Raw genomic sequence first — 15062 nt, 5'->3', positions numbered from 1 at the left:
CGATGCGAATGTGGTTGATGAGTGCTGGCCTGGGCCTGATGTTGGCCGCCCAGAGTGCAGTGGCAGGTACCGTCCTGATCGTTGGCGATAGTATCAGCGCGGCTTTCGGCCTGGATACCCGCGCCGGCTGGGTAGCACTGCTCGAAAAACGCCTGGCGCAACAGGGTTTCGACGACAAAGTCGTCAATGCCTCGATCACCGGTGATACCTCGGCCAATGGCTTGGCGCGGCTGCCCGCGCAGCTTGCAGCGCACAAGCCGGACCTGGTTCTGCTGGAGTTGGGCGGCAACGATGGCCTGCGCGGAATGCCTGTCGCGCAATTGCAACAGAATCTTGCATCGATGATCGATCTCTCTCGCAAGGCTGGTGCCCAGGTGCTGCTGTTGGGCATGCAATTGCCGCCCAACTACGGCGCGCGCTACACCAAGGCGTTCGCCCAGGTCTATCAAACACTCGCGGACGAGAAAAAAGTGGCCTTGGTGCCGTTCCTGCTCGAAGGGGTGGGCGGCGTTCCGACGTTGATGCAGGCCGACGGCGTCCATCCCACCGCCGGTGCCCAGGGCAAACTGCTGGAAAACGTCTGGCCGACGCTCAAACCGTTGCTTTGACGCTTTTCTGGATGCTGGCTTTCGGCTAATGTGGCGCCCCCTGTTTGGAGCCCCCGATGCCGCGTCCCGCCTGGTCCCTGTTTGCCTACCAACTGATCGAACCCGACGATCAGCTGGACCTGTTCGCCTGCCAGGAAAGCCGGGTGCATCTGGTGGCGCGCCAGCTGGAGCTCGGTGGGTCGGTGGACCGCACCCTGTGCGGCACCTTGCTGCCGGCCCAGCCGCGCTGGCTGGAGGTGCACAAGCAGATCTTCCGTGATCAGCGCCTGTGCAAACTGTGCCGTGCCATTCTGTTCGCCCAGCGCAAAGGCACGCGGCCGGTATGGCCCGAGCTTCAGTCGATCCCCTGATCGCCGCGCCGAGGGTCTTCGGCTACACGCGCCCGGCAACTGCGCGTACAATCGCGGCATTGTCCCGTTCAGTTCGATCAAGGATTTCCTGGATGCCGCCGAGCCTTTCCGTCTTCACTCGCTGCCTGTCGCTGGCCGCCGCGTTCGCTGCGGCGCCGGTGATGGCGCTGGAATTCCCGTTGCCGCCTCCGGGTGAAGACATCATTGGCCAGGTGCAGACCATCACCGCCAAGTACGAAGACACCTTCGCCGATATTGCGACCGCCAACGACCTTGGCTACCTGGAAATGGTTGCGGCCAACCCCGGTGTCGATCCCTGGCTGCCGGGTGCCGGCACGCAGATCGTCCTGCCTACCCGCTTCATTCTGCCCCCCGGCCCGCGCGAAGGCATCGTCATCAACCTGGCCGAATATCGCCTCTACTATTACCCCAAGGGCGAGAATGTCGTGCGTACCTATCCACTGGGGATAGGCCGGGAAGGGTGGGGGTCGCCCATCGCGCAGACCAAGGTCATCGCCAAGACCGCAAATCCGACCTGGACGCCGCCGGCCTCGATCAAGGCCGAGCACGCTGCGGATGGCGACCCGTTGCCCAACGTCGTCCCGGCCGGTCCGGACAATCCGTTGGGGCCGTTCAAGTTCACCCTCGGCCTGCCGGGCTACCTGATTCACGGCTCGAACAAACAGTTCGGCATCGGCATGCGCACCAGTCATGGCTGTTTCCGCATGTACAACGACAACGTGCTGGAGTTGGCGAGCATGGTGCCGGTGGGCACCGGCGTGCGCATCATGAACGAGTCATACAAGTTCGGTATGAGCGGTGGCAAGGTGTACCTCGAGGCCCACGCGCAATTGACCGACAAGGGTGACCCGGTGGCCTTGGACAGGCACACCGCTGTGATCAACGCCTTGCTCAACCGCAGGGACTTCGCCCCGGACATCAAGATGAACTGGGACGTGGTCCGCGATGTGGTCGCTGCCGAAGACGGCCTGCCGGTCGAGATCGCCGTTTCCGGCGCGCCGATGATCAGCAGCGCACCCGACACGGCGCCGGCGCCATAACCCGGTCTTCATCAGGCATAAAAAAACCGACCCAATGGGTCGGTTTTTTTACAGCCTCGAAAAGCTGTTACTTGCGGCTGGCCTTGTCGAGCATGCGCAGGGCGCGCTCGTTGGCTTCGTCGGCAGTCTGCTGAGCTTTCTGAGCAGCGGTCAGTGCTTCGTCAGCCTTGCGGTAGGCTTCGTCGGCACGGGCTTGCGAACGTGCAGCGGCGTCTTCGGTAGCGGTCAGACGAGCTTCGGTTTCTTTGGATGCGCTGCTGCAACCGGTAGCCAGAACGGCGGCCAGGGCCAGTGCAGAGAATTTCAGAGCGTTGTTCATTGTGTTCCCCTTCGAAGGACATTCTTTTAAGTAGCCATTTCTCATGAATGAGAAACTGGCCGCCGTACATAGTACTCATTACTTGTAGTAAGTAAACGGACGCAACGCAAGAGATGAAAAAAAATCCATGCGTGCCCAGGGTGGCGGAACGTAACCCGCAAAGCGCGGTCTAGCGCTGCTTGCGCAAGGGTCGAGGGTTATCGCAAGTGCGCGGTTTAGTTGTCGCAGACATGAACTAAGGCGGGATTTACATGTCCGCTTCTGCGGGTCAATCGAGAAGGGTTAGAAAGCGGCCCTTGATTTAGCACGATGCGGGACAACTAAGCCAAACGTAAGCCGAACGACGATATTTATCACGTCGAACGCGCAGGCTTCGCCCGGCCTTGATGACAAAAACAGCACAAGTCGGCACAACTGTTTCTAAGTCGTACAAAGAGCGGTAAGGTAGAGATCAAAATCCAAGACCCGCGAGGAATTGCCATGAGCGAGGCGCTATCCATCCACCACGATCAGGCCGGTCACCAGTTCGAAACCAACATCGACGGCCACCGTGCGTACCTGACGTACATGGACCTGGGCAAACAGACCCTGGACATCTACCGCACCTTTGTCCCCAACGCTCTGCGCGGGCGCGGGATCGCTGCAGCGTTGACCGAGCAGGCCCTGGACTACGCCGAAAGCCATGGCTATACGGTGATTCCGTCCTGCTCGTATGTCGAACGCTACATGGAGCGTCATCAGCGTCGTGCGGCAAAGCTGTAACGCTGTGCCCCGGGTACCGGGGCAGCGAAGGCTCGACTGACCCGGTACTGGCGGTCAGCGGGTACGCTTTGGCAATACATCCTTGAGTTTGGCGTGCATGCTGCGCAGCGTCTTTTCGGTGCTGGCCCAGTCGATGCACGCGTCGGTGACCGACACCCCGTATTGCAGGTCGCCCAGGTCCTTGGGTATCGACTGGCTCCCCCAATTCAAATGGCTTTCCACCATCAGGCCGATGATCGACTGGTTGCCTTCCAGAATCTGGTTGGCCACGTTCTCCATCACCAGAGGTTGCAGCGCCGGGTCCTTGTTGGAGTTGGCATGGCTGCAGTCGACCATGATGTTGGCCTTGATGCCGGCCTTCTCCAGCGCTTGCTCGCACACCGCCACGCTGACCGAATCGTAGTTGGGCTTGCCATTGCCACCACGCAGAACCACGTGGCCGTAGGCATTGCCCTTGGTGGTGACGATGGAGACGCCACCTTCCTGGTTGATTCCCAGGAAGCGGTGAGGGTTGGACACCGACTGCAGGGCGTTGATGGCCACGGTCAGGCCACCATCGGTACCGTTCTTGAAGCCCACGGCCGAAGACAGGCCCGAAGCCATTTCGCGGTGGGTCTGGGATTCGGTGGTGCGCGCGCCGATGGCCGACCAGCTGATCAGGTCCTGCAGGTACTGCGGCGAGATCGGGTCAAGGGCTTCGGTGGCGGTAGGCAGGCCCATCTCGGCCAGGTCCAGCAGCAATTGCCGACCGATGTGCAGGCCATCCTGGATCTTGAACGAGTCATCCAGGTACGGATCGTTGATCAGGCCTTTCCAGCCGACCGTGGTGCGCGGCTTCTCGAAGTACACGCGCATCACCAGGTACAGGGTGTCCGAGACTTCGGCGGCCAGCGCCTTCAGGCGCCGGGCATACTCGTGCGCCGCATCGATGTCGTGGATCGAGCAGGGGCCGATGACCACGAACAGGCGATGATCGCGGCCATCGAGGATATCGCGCACCACTTCACGGCCGGCAGCGACAGTTTTGTGCGCAGCGGCGCTGAGCGGAATTTCCCGCTTCAGCTGGGCAGGCGTGATGAGGGTTTCATTGGAGGCGACGTTAAGGTCGTCGATCGGTAGGTCAGCCATCGTGTTACTCGTCAGGTCACGGGTGCCGGCCGCCAGCGAACCCCGCACGGCGAGGCACAGCATGATTATGAGCGGCGGGGGAGTCGAACCTTAGCGCGTTAGAGCGCATGCAGACAACGGATTTGTGCCATCGCTGTGCCGACGACCGGTGCACTGCGAACGGCGCTGCTACGCTCAAGTGTGCCCTGTCGCCTTGGCCACTTCGGAGGTCGCATGATCCGCTCCATGCTATACGCCACTGACCTGGGGGTGTACGCCCCATTCGTCATGCAGCACGCCGTCGCCCTGGCGCGCAGCTTCAATGCGCAGCTGTATGTCATCCATGCCGTCGAGCCCATGGGCCTGATCGCCGAATCGGTGCTGCAGAGCTATCTGGACGAGTCCACCCTGGATCGCCTGCACAACCACGGCTTGAGCGCGGTGATGGCGGGGATTGAAACGAAGGTGCTGCAGAGCCTGCGCAGCGATCTGGGCGACGACGAGCCAGACCTCGCCCTGATCCGTGCCGTGCGGGTGCTTCAGGGTGATCCGGCCGAGGTCATTCTCGATCAGGCCCAGCGCCTGAAAGTGGACCTGCTGGTGCTGGGCAGCCACAGTCAGGTGGCCACCGTCGATGTTTCACTGGGCCGCACGGCTACCCGCGTGTTGCAGCTGTCCCCGGCGCCGGTCTATCTGGTACCCCTCACCGAGCAACGCAGCCGTCTGAAGAGCTAGACGACAAGCTGGTTATTTTTCCTACAAATTTAATGAAAAGTTCTAGATTTATTGCCTGGACCTTTAATATAGTTATAACCCTTCGCCGACGACTGGCGGTTTTCCTGTGTGAGGGATTCATATGAAGCTTCAGCAACTGCGCTACATCTGGGAGGTAGCGCACCATGACCTCAACGTCTCCGCCACGGCGCAAAGCCTGTATACCTCACAGCCGGGTATCAGCAAGCAGATCCGCCTGCTGGAAGACGAACTGGGTGTTGAAGTCTTCGCACGCAGCGGCAAGCACCTGACCCGCGTCACGCCGGCAGGTGAGCGCATCATCACCACCGCCGGTGAAATCCTGCGCAAGGTGGAAAGCATCAAGCAGATCGCCCAGGAATTCTCCAACGAGAAGAAGGGCACGCTGTCCATCGCCACCACCCACACCCAGGCGCGCTATGCCCTGCCAACGGTGATCAGCAGCTTCATCAAGCAGTACCCGGACGTTGCCTTGCACATGCACCAGGGCTCACCGATGCAGATCGCCGAAATGGCTGCCGACGGTACCGTCGACTTCGCCATCGCCACCGAAGGCCTGGATTCGTTCGGTGACCTGATCATGATGCCGTGCTACCGCTGGAACCGCTGCATCGCGGTGCCCCAGGGGCATCCCCTGACCAAGGTTCCGAAGTTGACCCTGGAAGCGCTCGCCGAATACCCGATCGTCACCTACGTATTCGGTTTCACCGGCCGTTCCAAGCTGGATGAAGCGTTCTCGCGCCGCGGCCTGGCGCCCAAAGTGGTGTTCACGGCGGCCGATGCCGACGTGATCAAAACCTACGTGCGTCTGGGGCTGGGCGTGGGTATCGTGGCCAAGATGGCCGTCGATCCCAAGCTCGACAATGACCTGGTGGTGCTCGACGCCGACCATCTGTTCGAATCCAGCGTGACCCGTATCGGCTTCCGCCGTGGCACCTTCCTGCGCGGCTTCATGTGCGACTTCATCGAGAAATTCGCGCCGCACCTCACCCGCGAGGTCATGGCCAAGGCCATCCAGTGCCACAACAAGCAGGAGCTCGAAGCCCTGTTCGAAGGCGTCGAGCTGCCTGAGCATTGATCACGCTGCGGGCCTGCACCTGACAGGCCCGTACCTGTGAGGTTCAGGCCTTGCTGATCAGATTGCCTGCGTGCAGTCCGCATTCCTTCTGCGTGGCTTCCTCCCACCACCAGCGCCCCTCGCGCTCGTGCTGGTTGGGCAGGACCGACCGCGTGCACGGCTCGCAGCCAATGCTGATGAAGCCGCGCTCGTGCAGGCTGTTGTAGGGCAGTTCCAGCATGCGGATGTAACCCCACACTTCTTCACTGCTCATCTGCGCCAGGGGGTTGAACTTGTACAGCGTGCGCTCGGGCGTCGAGAACGCGCCGTCCACTTCAACTGCCGCGACCTGGCTGCGTGTGCCGGGACTCTGGTCGCGCCGCTGGCCGGTGGCCCAGGCGCTGACGGTCGAGAGCTTGCGCCGCAACGGCTCGATCTTGCGGATGCCGCAGCACTCGCCGTGGCCGTCGCGATAGAAGCTGAACAGGCCCTTTTCCTTGACGAAAGGATCCAGCAACGCATTGTCCGGTGAGACCAGTTCGATGGTGATCTTGTAGTGCTCGCGCACCTGTTCGATGAACCGGTAGGTTTCCGGGTGCAGGCGACCGGTGTCCAGGCTGAACACCTTGACGTTCTTGTTCAGTTTCCAGGCCATGTCCACCAGCACCACGTCTTCGGCGCCGCTGAAGGAAATCCAGAGGTCGTCGCCGAAGTGGGCGAAGGCAAGCTTGAGAATGTCCTGGGGGGACTTGTTGGCGTAGGTCGTTGCCATTTCGGCGACATCGAAGGGCTGGCTCATCAGGCGGCTTCCTGGTCAAAGTGGCGCTGGGCGCTCTATATGGCGCCATGGTAACAAAAAACACCCAGCGGCATGGCCGGGATCAGAGCCCGGCCAGGGTGTCCAGCAAGACCTTGACCTTGAAGATCGATTCTTCGTATTCGGCTTGCCACTGGGAGTCGGCCACGATCGCGCCGCCGCCCCAGCAGCAGACCTGTTCGTCCTTGATCAGCAGCGTACGGATAGTGATCGAGCTGTCCATTTCGCCGCGCACATCCAGGTACAGCAACGAGCCGCAGTAGATCGCACGCTGGGTCGGTTCCACTTCATCGATGATCTGCATGGCGCGTATCTTCGGTGCGCCGGTGATCGAACCACCGGGAAAGCTGCCTGCGATCAGGTCCAGGCAGTCCCTGTCCGCTGCCAGCTCACCGGTGACGGCGCTGACCAGATGATGCACGTTCGGGTAGCTTTCCAGGGCGAACAGCTGCGGCACCCGTACCGAGCCGATCCGGCAGGTGCGTCCCAGATCGTTGCGCAGCAAGTCGACGATCATCAGGTTCTCCGAGCGGTCCTTGGCACTGGCCAGCAGTTCGCGGCCATGGCGTGCATCCTCTTCAGGGTCGAGGCTGCGCGGGCGGGTGCCCTTGATCGGCCGGGTTTCCACCTGGCCAGCCGTGACCTTGATGAAGCGCTCCGGGGAGAAGCTCAACAGAGCCGCGCCGGTGCTCAGTTGCAGATAGCCGGAAAACGGCGTGGAGCAGGCGGCGCGTACTGCCTGATAGGCGGTCCAGGGATCCCCGGCGCAGGCCGCGCGAAAGCGCTGGGTAAGGTTGACCTGATAGCAATCGCCCGCCTGGATGTAGGCCTGCACCGTCTCGAATGCCAGTCGATACTGCTCCGGGGTCTGGTCCGGCGTCATCGGCGACTGCAGGCTGAAGGGCTGCGCCTGGTCTCGGGCCGGTTGGCCGAACAGGTCGATCAGGCGTTGCCGTTCGCAGGCCTGCAGCGCGGGATGGAACATCAGGTGGCTGGTCTGCCGTTGATGGTCGCTGATCAGGGCCCAGCCATACAGGCCGAGGCTGGCATGCGGCAGGTCGAGATCGTCGTGGTTGGGGTCTGGCAGGTTCTCCAGCCGGCGGCCGAAATCGTAGCTCAGGTAGCCGATCAGGCCGCCGGCGAACGGTAGTTCGCAGCCATCGGGCAATTGCGCCTGACCCAATCCGGCCAATGCCTGGCGCGCACGGTGCAGATACTGCTGGCCGGATTCATCGGCTTGAACGCTGAGCGTCTGCAGGGGCCAGGCGCTGATCAGGTCGAAGCGGCCGCGTTGGGCAATCGGCTGCGCACTGTCGAGCAGTACCGCGCCGGGGGCATGGCGGACCACAGCGAAATAGGGCGCCGGATCGGCCAGGTAGGGCAGGGCGTGGAGCAAGCAGGTCGGCATGATAGATCGGTGGCCAGTGGCGGGGCTGGGATTGTAATGCACCCGGCCGCTCGTGTGCGGGCGGTGTGGCGTCTGGTCTCAGCTCGTCACGGCAGGCACGTGACCGAACAGCGCCTGGACGAACCGCGTGCGTTCTTCCACGGTTTCGACGAGGCCTTCGGCGGCCAGTTCTTCCAGGTGTTTTTCCACGGCCTGGGTGCGCAGGGTCAGGCCGCAATCGTTGGCGATCTGGATATTCAGCCCGGGGCGGGCGTTGAGCTCCAGGATCAGCGGGCCTTTTTCCTGGTCCAGAACCATATCGACGCCGATGTAGCCCAGCCCGCAGAGCTCGTAGCAGCCCGCCGCCAGACGCATGAAACCGTCCCAGTTGGGCAGTTGCACACCGTCCACCGCGTTGGTGGTGTCGGGGTGCTTGCTGATGATGTTGTTGAGCCAGGTACCGCGCAGGGTCACCCCGGTGGCCAGATCGACGCCCACGCCGATGGCACCCTGGTGCAGGTTGGCCTTGCCGCCCGATTGCCGGGTCGGCAGGCGCAGCATGGCCATGACCGGGTAGCCCATGAGCACGATGATGCGGATGTCCGGCACGCCTTCGTAGCTGATGCTCTTGAAGATCTGGTCGGGAATCACCCGGTATTCGATCAGCGCGCGATCGCGGTGCCCACCCAGTGAATACAGGCCGGTGAGAATGCTGGAGATCTGGTGCTCGATGTCGGAGCGGCTGATGATCTTGCCCGACACGGTGCGAAAGCGCTCCTCGAAGCGGTCGGCGACCACCAGGATGCCGTCACCGCCGGCCCCTTGGGCGGGCTTGACCACGAAGTCACTACGCCCACCGATGATCTCGTCCAGACGGTCGATCTGTTTTTCCGTGGAAATGACCCCGAACATCTCAGGCACGTGAATGCCTGCGGCGATGGCGCGCTCCTTGGTGATGATCTTGTCATCGACGATGGGGTACAGGCTGCGCCGGTTGTACTTGAGCACATAGTCGGCGTTGCGCCGGTTGATGCCCATGATGCCGCGGGCCTCCAGCGCCTTCCAGGTCTTCCACAAACCGAACATCAGGAATCGGCCTGCTTGAGGAATGCCTTGAAACGGACCAGTTCGGTCAGGCGGTAGCCCCGGTAGCGGCCCATGGCGAGCATGAAACCGACCAGAATCAACAGGATCGCCGGGAAGGTGAACACGAAGTACACCAGTTCCGGAACGCTCATCAGGATGTGCGCAAGGGACGCGGCGAACAGCGTGCCCACGGCGACCTTCAGGGCGTGCCCGCTGCCGCGTTCTTCCCAGGTGATCGACAGGCGCTCGATGGTCATGGTCAGGATCACCATCGGGAACAGCGCCACCGACAGCCCGCGCTCCAGGCCCAGCTTGTGGCTGAACAGGCTGATGGCGGCAATCAGCACCACGACGAAGGTGAGCACCACGGACAGCCTGGGCAGCATCTGCAACTTCAGGTGTTCCAGATACGAGCGCAGCGACAGCCCCAGGGCGGTGATCACGGTGAACAGGATGATGCCGAACCCCAGTTGGGTTTCGCGGAACGCCAGGGCGATCAGCACCGGGGTGAAGGTGCCCAGGGTCTGGATGCCGATCAGGTTGCGCAGGATCAGGATGACCAGCACGCCGATCGGGATCATCACCATGATCATGAAGGTCTGCTGGGTCTGCAGCGGCAGGCCGTAGAGGCTGTATTCGAGAAAGTCGGCGTCGGTGTTTTCGTCGGTCAGCTTGGCCAGGCGAATGGCGTTCATCTCGCTGTTGTTCATGGTGAAGGTCACGGTCGCCTTGCGTCCGCCCTCCACGCTGACCAGGTTCTCGTCGCCCGTCCACCACAGCAGGCGATCCTCGGGCAGGCCCTGTTCGCCGGTATCAGGGTTGAAGTACAGCCAGTCGCTGCCGTTGAAGCTGCGCAGCCACAGTTCCGGCGTCTGCGCCTGATCGGCCAGCAGGCGCACGGTGTGGACCTTCTCCATCGGCACGTGGGCGATGGACAGCAGCAGGTCGACGATCCGCGCCTTGTGCAGGGTCGAGGTGTCGCCGGCCAGCAGCAGCTTGACGTTGTCGTCGGCCAGGTTGTTGACCCGCTTGATGGTTTCGCCGACGAAGGTTTCGACGTCCGCCGAATGCTGGCGGATGGGGGCGAGCAATGCCTCGGCGGCGATCTTCTCCGGGCCTTCCACGGCCAGGCTGTCGCGGAAGATGGGCCCCTTGACCTTGGGCTTTTCACCGCTGTAGCGCTTGGTCAGCACCAGGCGGTAATACAGTGTCTGGTTGCCCGAGGCGCGGCGGGCCGACCAGGTCACCTTGCGGTTGCCGTCCAGGCGATTGACGCTGACCCCGTAGTTGTTGGAGATGAAGCTCTCGTTGAGGCTCACGTAGTCCCGGCTCAGTGGCGGCACGAACATCTGCACCTTCACCGGGTCCTTGGCGCTGGCGACGAACTCGACCTTGGCATCGATGTTCCACAGGTCGTCGGTTTCGTCTTCGGTTACCGGAATGCCGAGGACCAGAATCTGATAGGCCGTGATGGCGATGCCCAGAGCCACCAGCGCGGTGATCAGGATCTTCAGGTGCAGGGTTAGCGCGCGCATTGAAATTACTCTGCGATTTTGGCGACAGTGGCGCAGGCGGGTTTGCCGGCAGCGTGTTTGCGGCTGGGGTCGACCAGCGCATCGAAGCGGGTCAGCGCATCGGAGCCGATCAGCAGCGGGTAGTCGAATGCGGTGCGGTCGGTCAGGTTGACCTCGATGCGTCGCTGGGTGTGGCCCATGCACACGTCGAGTTCGATCACCGGTCGCTGGGTGTGAGTCTTGCGTTCCTGGGCGCTGCATTCGCAGTCATCGGCACGGCGCTTGATGGAGCTCATGCGCACCAGCGGCCGTTCGATGGGGTGGGAATGGGCGTTGTCGATGGCCAGATAGAAACGCACCCAGGATTGCCCGTTGCGCTTGAAGCGCTTGATGTCACGGGCGCTGAGCGAGGCGGTCAGCGCGCCGGTGTCGAGCTTGGCCGCGACCCGCAGGTCGATGTCGGTCAGTTGTGCGTATTCGTTCAAGCCGTAGGTGGTCTTTTCGGCGGCCAGGCTCAGGCCCGGAATGAAGAGGAGGCTGAGCAGGCGGGAGAGGGGCTTGAGAGTCATGAATTGAAATTATGAATACCGAATCGGACACCGCGAAAACGTTCCGCGGGTAACAGGAAGGGAGCGCTGCATTCTAGCACGGTGCTTTCATGCCGCCAGCGCAGGCACCGCCAGGCGAGGCCTTGGAGTCTGGATCGATCCGAAAGTTCGCCGAGCGCCTGCCCGGTGCGCCTGGCGATAGCTACTTGAAGCGCCGTTCGACGCCTTTTTCGACGAGGATCTTCGCGGAGATTTCCTCCACCGAAAAATGCGTGGAATTGATGTTGGGAATGTTCTCCCGGCGAAACAGGCCTTCCACCTCGCGCACCTCGAATTCGCACTGGGCAAAGCTGGCGTAGCGACTGTTCGGCTTGCGCTCGTGACGGATCGCGGTCAACCGGTCGGGGTCGATGGTCAGGCCGAACAGCTTGTGCTGGTGAGCCTTGAGCGCGGGCGGCAACTGCAGGCGCTCCATGTCGTCCTCGGTCAATGGGTAGTTGGCGGCACGGATGCCGAACTGCATGGCCATGTACAGGCAGGTCGGGGTTTTGCCACAGCGCGAAACGCCCACCAGGATCAGGTCGGCCTTGTCGTAGTAGTGGGTCCTGGCACCGTCGTCGTTGTCCAGGGCGAAGTTGACCGCCTCGATGCGCTCCATGTAGTTGGCGTTGTGGGCGATGGAGTGAGACTTGCCGACCGAATACGAGGAATGGGCGCTGAGCTCCATTTCCAGCGGCGCCAGGAAGGTCGAGAAAATATCGATCATGAAACCGTTGGAGGTCGCCAGGATCTCGCGGATGTCTTGATTGACGATGGTGTCGAAGATGATTGGCCGTACGCCGTCCTTGTCAGCGCAGTTATTGATTTGCTGTACCATGGCCCGAGCCTTGTCCACGCTGTCGATATAGGGCCGCGTGAACTTGCTGAAGGTAATGTTTTCGAACTGCGCCAGTAGACTTTGCCCCAGCGTTTCGGCGGTAATGCCGGTACCGTCGGAGATGAAGAATGCAGATCGTTTCATTGTACGCCCCGGCCCTTAAGCAACTGACGATTCTTGGATATGATAGGCCCGATTGATGGCCAGCATTGCCAGGCATTCTCGTTCATTTCCAGGGCTGCGGCCACAGCCCCCGTGTGCGTTCATTCGCGCCGGGCACCCGAGCTTTTCCAACCCAGTCAGTGGAGAGATCACCTTGGTAGAGTACGTAGTTTCCCTCGATAAGCTTGGTAATAATGATGTGGAACACGTGGGGGGCAAGAACGCGTCCCTGGGCGAGATGATCAGCAACCTGGCCGGTGCCGGCGTGTCGGTCCCCGGCGGCTTTGCCACCACTGCCCAGGCCTATCGCGACTTCCTCGAGCTCAGCGGCCTGAACGAACAGATCCACGCCGCCCTCGATGCGCTGGACGTGGACGACGTCAATGCCCTGGCGCGTACCGGTGCGCAGATTCGCCAGTGGGTCATGGAAGCCGAATTTCCCGAGCGCCTCAACGAAGAGATCCGCATCGCCTTCGCCGAACTTTCCAAGGGCAATCCGGACATCGCCGTGGCCGTGCGCTCCTCGGCCACCGCCGAAGACCTGCCCGATGCTTCCTTTGCCGGCCAGCAGGAAACCTTCCTCAACATCCGCGGCGTCGACAACGTCATCCGTGCGGCCAAGGAAGTCTTTGCCTCGCTGTTCAACGATCGTGCCATTGCCTACCGCGTGCACCAGGGCTTCGACCACAAGCTGGTCGCCCTGTCGGCCGGTGTGCAGCGCATGGTCCGTTCGGAAACCGGTACTGCGGGGGTGATGTTCACCTTGGACACCGAGTCCGGCTTTCGCGACGTGGTGTTCATCACCGGCGCCTACGGCCTGGGTGAAACCGTGGTGCAGGGCGCGGTCAACCCCGACGAATTCTATGTGCACAAGAACACCCTGGAAGCCGGTCGCCCGGCCATCCTGCGGCGCAACCTGGGCAGCAAGGCGATCAAGATGGTCTACGGCGACGAAGCCCGCGCCGGTCGCTCGGTCAAGGTAGTGGACGTCGACAAGGCCGAACGCGCGCGCTTCTGCCTGACCGATGCGCAGGTCAGCGAGCTGGCCAAGCAGGCGATGATCATCGAGAAGCACTACGGCCGCCCGATGGACATCGAGTGGGCCCAGGACGGTGACGACGGTCAGCTGTACATCGTTCAGGCGCGCCCCGAAACGGTCAAGAGCCGCTCCAGCGCCAATGTCATGGAACGTTACCTGCTCAAGGAAAAGGGCACCGTGCTGGTCGAAGGCCGGGCCATCGGCCAGCGCATCGGCGCCGGCAAGGTGCGCATCATTCACGACGTATCCGAGATGGACAAGGTCCAGGCCGGCGACGTGCTGGTTTCTGACATGACCGACCCGGACTGGGAACCGGTGATGAAGCGCGCGAGCGCCATCGTCACCAACCGCGGCGGACGCACCTGCCACGCGGCGATCATCGCCCGTGAACTGGGCATTCCTGCCGTTGTGGGCTGCGGCAATGCCACCCAGTTGCTCAAGGACGGTCAGGGCGTGACGGTTTCCTGTGCCGAAGGCGACACCGGTTACATCTTCGAGGGCGAGCTGGGCTTCGACATCAAGCAGAATTCGGTCGATGCCATGCCCGAGCTGCCGTTCAAGATCATGATGAACGTCGGCAACCCGGATCGCGCCTTCGATTTCGCCCAGCTGCCCAACGCCGGTGTCGGCCTGGCGCGCCTGGAGTTCATCATCAACCGCATGATTGGCGTGCACCCCAAGGCGCTGCTGAACTACGACACCCTGACCCCGGAAATCAAGGACAGCGTGGACAAGCGCGTGGCCGGCTACAGCGACCCGGTGAGTTTCTACGTCGACAAGCTGGTCGAGGGCATCAGCACCCTGGCAGCGGCGTTCTGGCCGAAAAAGGTCATCGTTCGGCTGTCCGACTTCAAGTCCAACGAATACGCCAACCTCATCGGCGGCAAGCTCTACGAACCCGAAGAAGAAAACCCGATGCTGGGCTTCCGCGGGGCGTCGCGCTACATCAGTGAGTCGTTCCGCGACTGCTTCGAGCTCGAATGCCGGGCAATGAAGCGGGTGCGCAACGAAATGGGGCTGACCAACGTCGAGATCATGGTGCCGTTCGTGCGCACCCTGGGCGAAGCGTCGCAGGTGATCGACCTGCTCGCCGAGAACGGCCTGGCCCGTGGCGACAACGGCCTGCGCATCATCATGATGTGCGAGCTGCCGTCCAATGCGATCCTGGCGGACGAATTTCTCGAGTTCTTCGACGGCTTCTCGATCGGCTCCAACGACCTGACCCAGCTGACCCTGGGCCTGGACCGCGACTCGGGGATCATCGCCCACCTGTTCGACGAGCGTAACCCGGCAGTCAAGAAGCTTCTGGCCAACGCCATCCAGGCGTGCAACAAGGCCGGCAAGTACATCGGCATCTGCGGCCAGGGGCCATCCGATCACCCCGACCTGGCCAAGTGGCTGATGGAGCAGGGCATCGAAAGCGTTTCGCTGAACCCGGACTCGGTCCTGGAAACCTGGTTCTTCCTGGCTGAAAAGGAAGGCGTCGCCTAAGCACCGCACCCCCCCCAGACCGGTGTGTCCTCCCACACACCCGGTCCCCTGTAGCAGCGGCGCAAGCCGCGTAGCTTTTGATCTTGCTTTTCAAAGGCAAATCAAAAAGCTACGCGGCTTGCGC

At 62.1% G+C, this 15062-nt stretch carries 15 protein-coding genes; 7 read left to right on the top strand and 8 right to left on the bottom strand.

All coding sequences use genetic code 11. From position 1 onward, the window contains the following. Positions 1-2: 2 nt before the first annotated feature. The 3 genes from QMX89_RS06015 to QMX89_RS06005 all read left to right on the top strand — a co-directional run bounded on the left by QMX89_RS06015 (position 3) and on the right by QMX89_RS06005 (position 2019). Positions 3-608, top strand: coding sequence for an arylesterase (locus tag QMX89_RS06015; protein ID WP_049858899.1), 606 nt, complete (start codon positions 3-5; stop codon positions 606-608). Positions 609-664: 56 nt separating this feature from the next. Beyond that, positions 665-958, top strand: a complete 294-nt coding sequence (locus QMX89_RS06010; protein ID WP_049858898.1) for a hypothetical protein — start codon at positions 665-667, stop codon at positions 956-958. Between the two features lie 92 nt (positions 959-1050). Further along, positions 1051-2019: a L,D-transpeptidase family protein gene (locus QMX89_RS06005; RefSeq protein WP_056843610.1), complete on the top strand. Its 969-nt coding sequence runs from the start codon at positions 1051-1053 to the stop codon at positions 2017-2019. A 67-nt stretch (positions 2020-2086) separates the two neighbouring features. Here QMX89_RS06005 and QMX89_RS06000 read toward each other — a convergent pair whose 3' ends face one another. Further along, positions 2087-2338, bottom strand: a complete 252-nt coding sequence (locus QMX89_RS06000) for an Lpp/OprI family alanine-zipper lipoprotein (protein WP_043185736.1) — start codon at positions 2336-2338, stop codon at positions 2087-2089. Positions 2339-2818: 480 nt separating this feature from the next. On the opposite strand from QMX89_RS06000, the gene QMX89_RS05995 reads away from it, so the two are divergent. After that, positions 2819-3100, top strand: coding sequence for a GNAT family N-acetyltransferase (locus QMX89_RS05995; RefSeq protein ID WP_049858896.1), 282 nt, complete (start codon positions 2819-2821; stop codon positions 3098-3100). A 54-nt stretch (positions 3101-3154) separates the two neighbouring features. On the opposite strand, the gene QMX89_RS05990 is transcribed toward QMX89_RS05995, so the two are convergent. Beyond that, entirely contained in the window at positions 3155-4228 is a 1074-nt protein-coding gene (locus QMX89_RS05990) for a 3-deoxy-7-phosphoheptulonate synthase (RefSeq protein WP_049858978.1), read from the bottom strand. A gap of 213 nt (positions 4229-4441) precedes the next feature. Between QMX89_RS05990 and QMX89_RS05985 the strand changes: the two genes are divergently transcribed. Beyond that, entirely contained in the window at positions 4442-4942 is a 501-nt protein-coding gene (locus tag QMX89_RS05985; RefSeq protein ID WP_049858895.1) for a universal stress protein, read from the top strand. A gap of 121 nt (positions 4943-5063) precedes the next feature. Then, positions 5064-6038, top strand: coding sequence for an HTH-type transcriptional regulator CysB (gene cysB / locus QMX89_RS05980; RefSeq protein WP_049858894.1), 975 nt, complete (start codon positions 5064-5066; stop codon positions 6036-6038). A gap of 43 nt (positions 6039-6081) precedes the next feature. On the opposite strand, the gene QMX89_RS05975 is transcribed toward cysB, so the two are convergent. From QMX89_RS05975 to QMX89_RS05950, 6 genes are all read right to left on the bottom strand, one after another. Next, positions 6082-6816, bottom strand: coding sequence for a phosphoadenylyl-sulfate reductase (locus tag QMX89_RS05975; RefSeq protein WP_282347441.1), 735 nt, complete (start codon positions 6814-6816; stop codon positions 6082-6084). A gap of 82 nt (positions 6817-6898) precedes the next feature. After that, complete coding sequence (pabB, locus tag QMX89_RS05970) at positions 6899-8242, bottom strand: aminodeoxychorismate synthase component I (RefSeq protein ID WP_282347439.1); 1344 nt, start codon at positions 8240-8242, stop codon at positions 6899-6901. A 78-nt stretch (positions 8243-8320) separates the two neighbouring features. Next, the gene (locus QMX89_RS05965; RefSeq protein WP_282347437.1) at positions 8321-9307 is read right to left on the bottom strand and encodes an alpha-L-glutamate ligase-like protein; all 987 of its coding nucleotides are present in this window, start codon (positions 9305-9307) and stop codon (positions 8321-8323) included. Next, positions 9307-10842 (bottom strand): inactive transglutaminase family protein, encoded by a 1536-nt coding sequence (locus QMX89_RS05960; protein WP_049858890.1) that lies wholly within the window; start codon positions 10840-10842, stop codon positions 9307-9309. Before QMX89_RS05960 ends, QMX89_RS05965 begins: the two co-directional genes overlap by 1 nt. A 5-nt stretch (positions 10843-10847) precedes the next feature. Then, entirely contained in the window at positions 10848-11390 is a 543-nt protein-coding gene (locus QMX89_RS05955) for an ATP-dependent zinc protease (RefSeq protein ID WP_049858889.1), read from the bottom strand. Positions 11391-11571: 181 nt separating this feature from the next. Next, on the bottom strand, positions 11572-12390 hold the full coding sequence (locus QMX89_RS05950) for a pyruvate, water dikinase regulatory protein (RefSeq protein ID WP_049858888.1): 819 nt from the start codon (positions 12388-12390) through the stop codon (positions 11572-11574). Between the two features lie 172 nt (positions 12391-12562). On the opposite strand from QMX89_RS05950, the gene ppsA reads away from it, so the two are divergent. Beyond that, positions 12563-14938, top strand: coding sequence for a phosphoenolpyruvate synthase (gene ppsA / locus QMX89_RS05945; protein ID WP_056843605.1), 2376 nt, complete (start codon positions 12563-12565; stop codon positions 14936-14938). The last annotated feature ends 124 nt before the right edge of the window (positions 14939-15062 follow it).

The sequence above is a fragment of the Pseudomonas sp. PS01301 genome (genome assembly GCF_029960215.1).
Classification (GTDB): Bacteria; Pseudomonadota; Gammaproteobacteria; order Pseudomonadales; family Pseudomonadaceae; genus Aquipseudomonas; species Aquipseudomonas coleopterorum.
The sequence above is the reverse complement of the archived record's forward strand: the minus strand, read 5'-3'. Positions and strand labels throughout refer to the sequence as shown.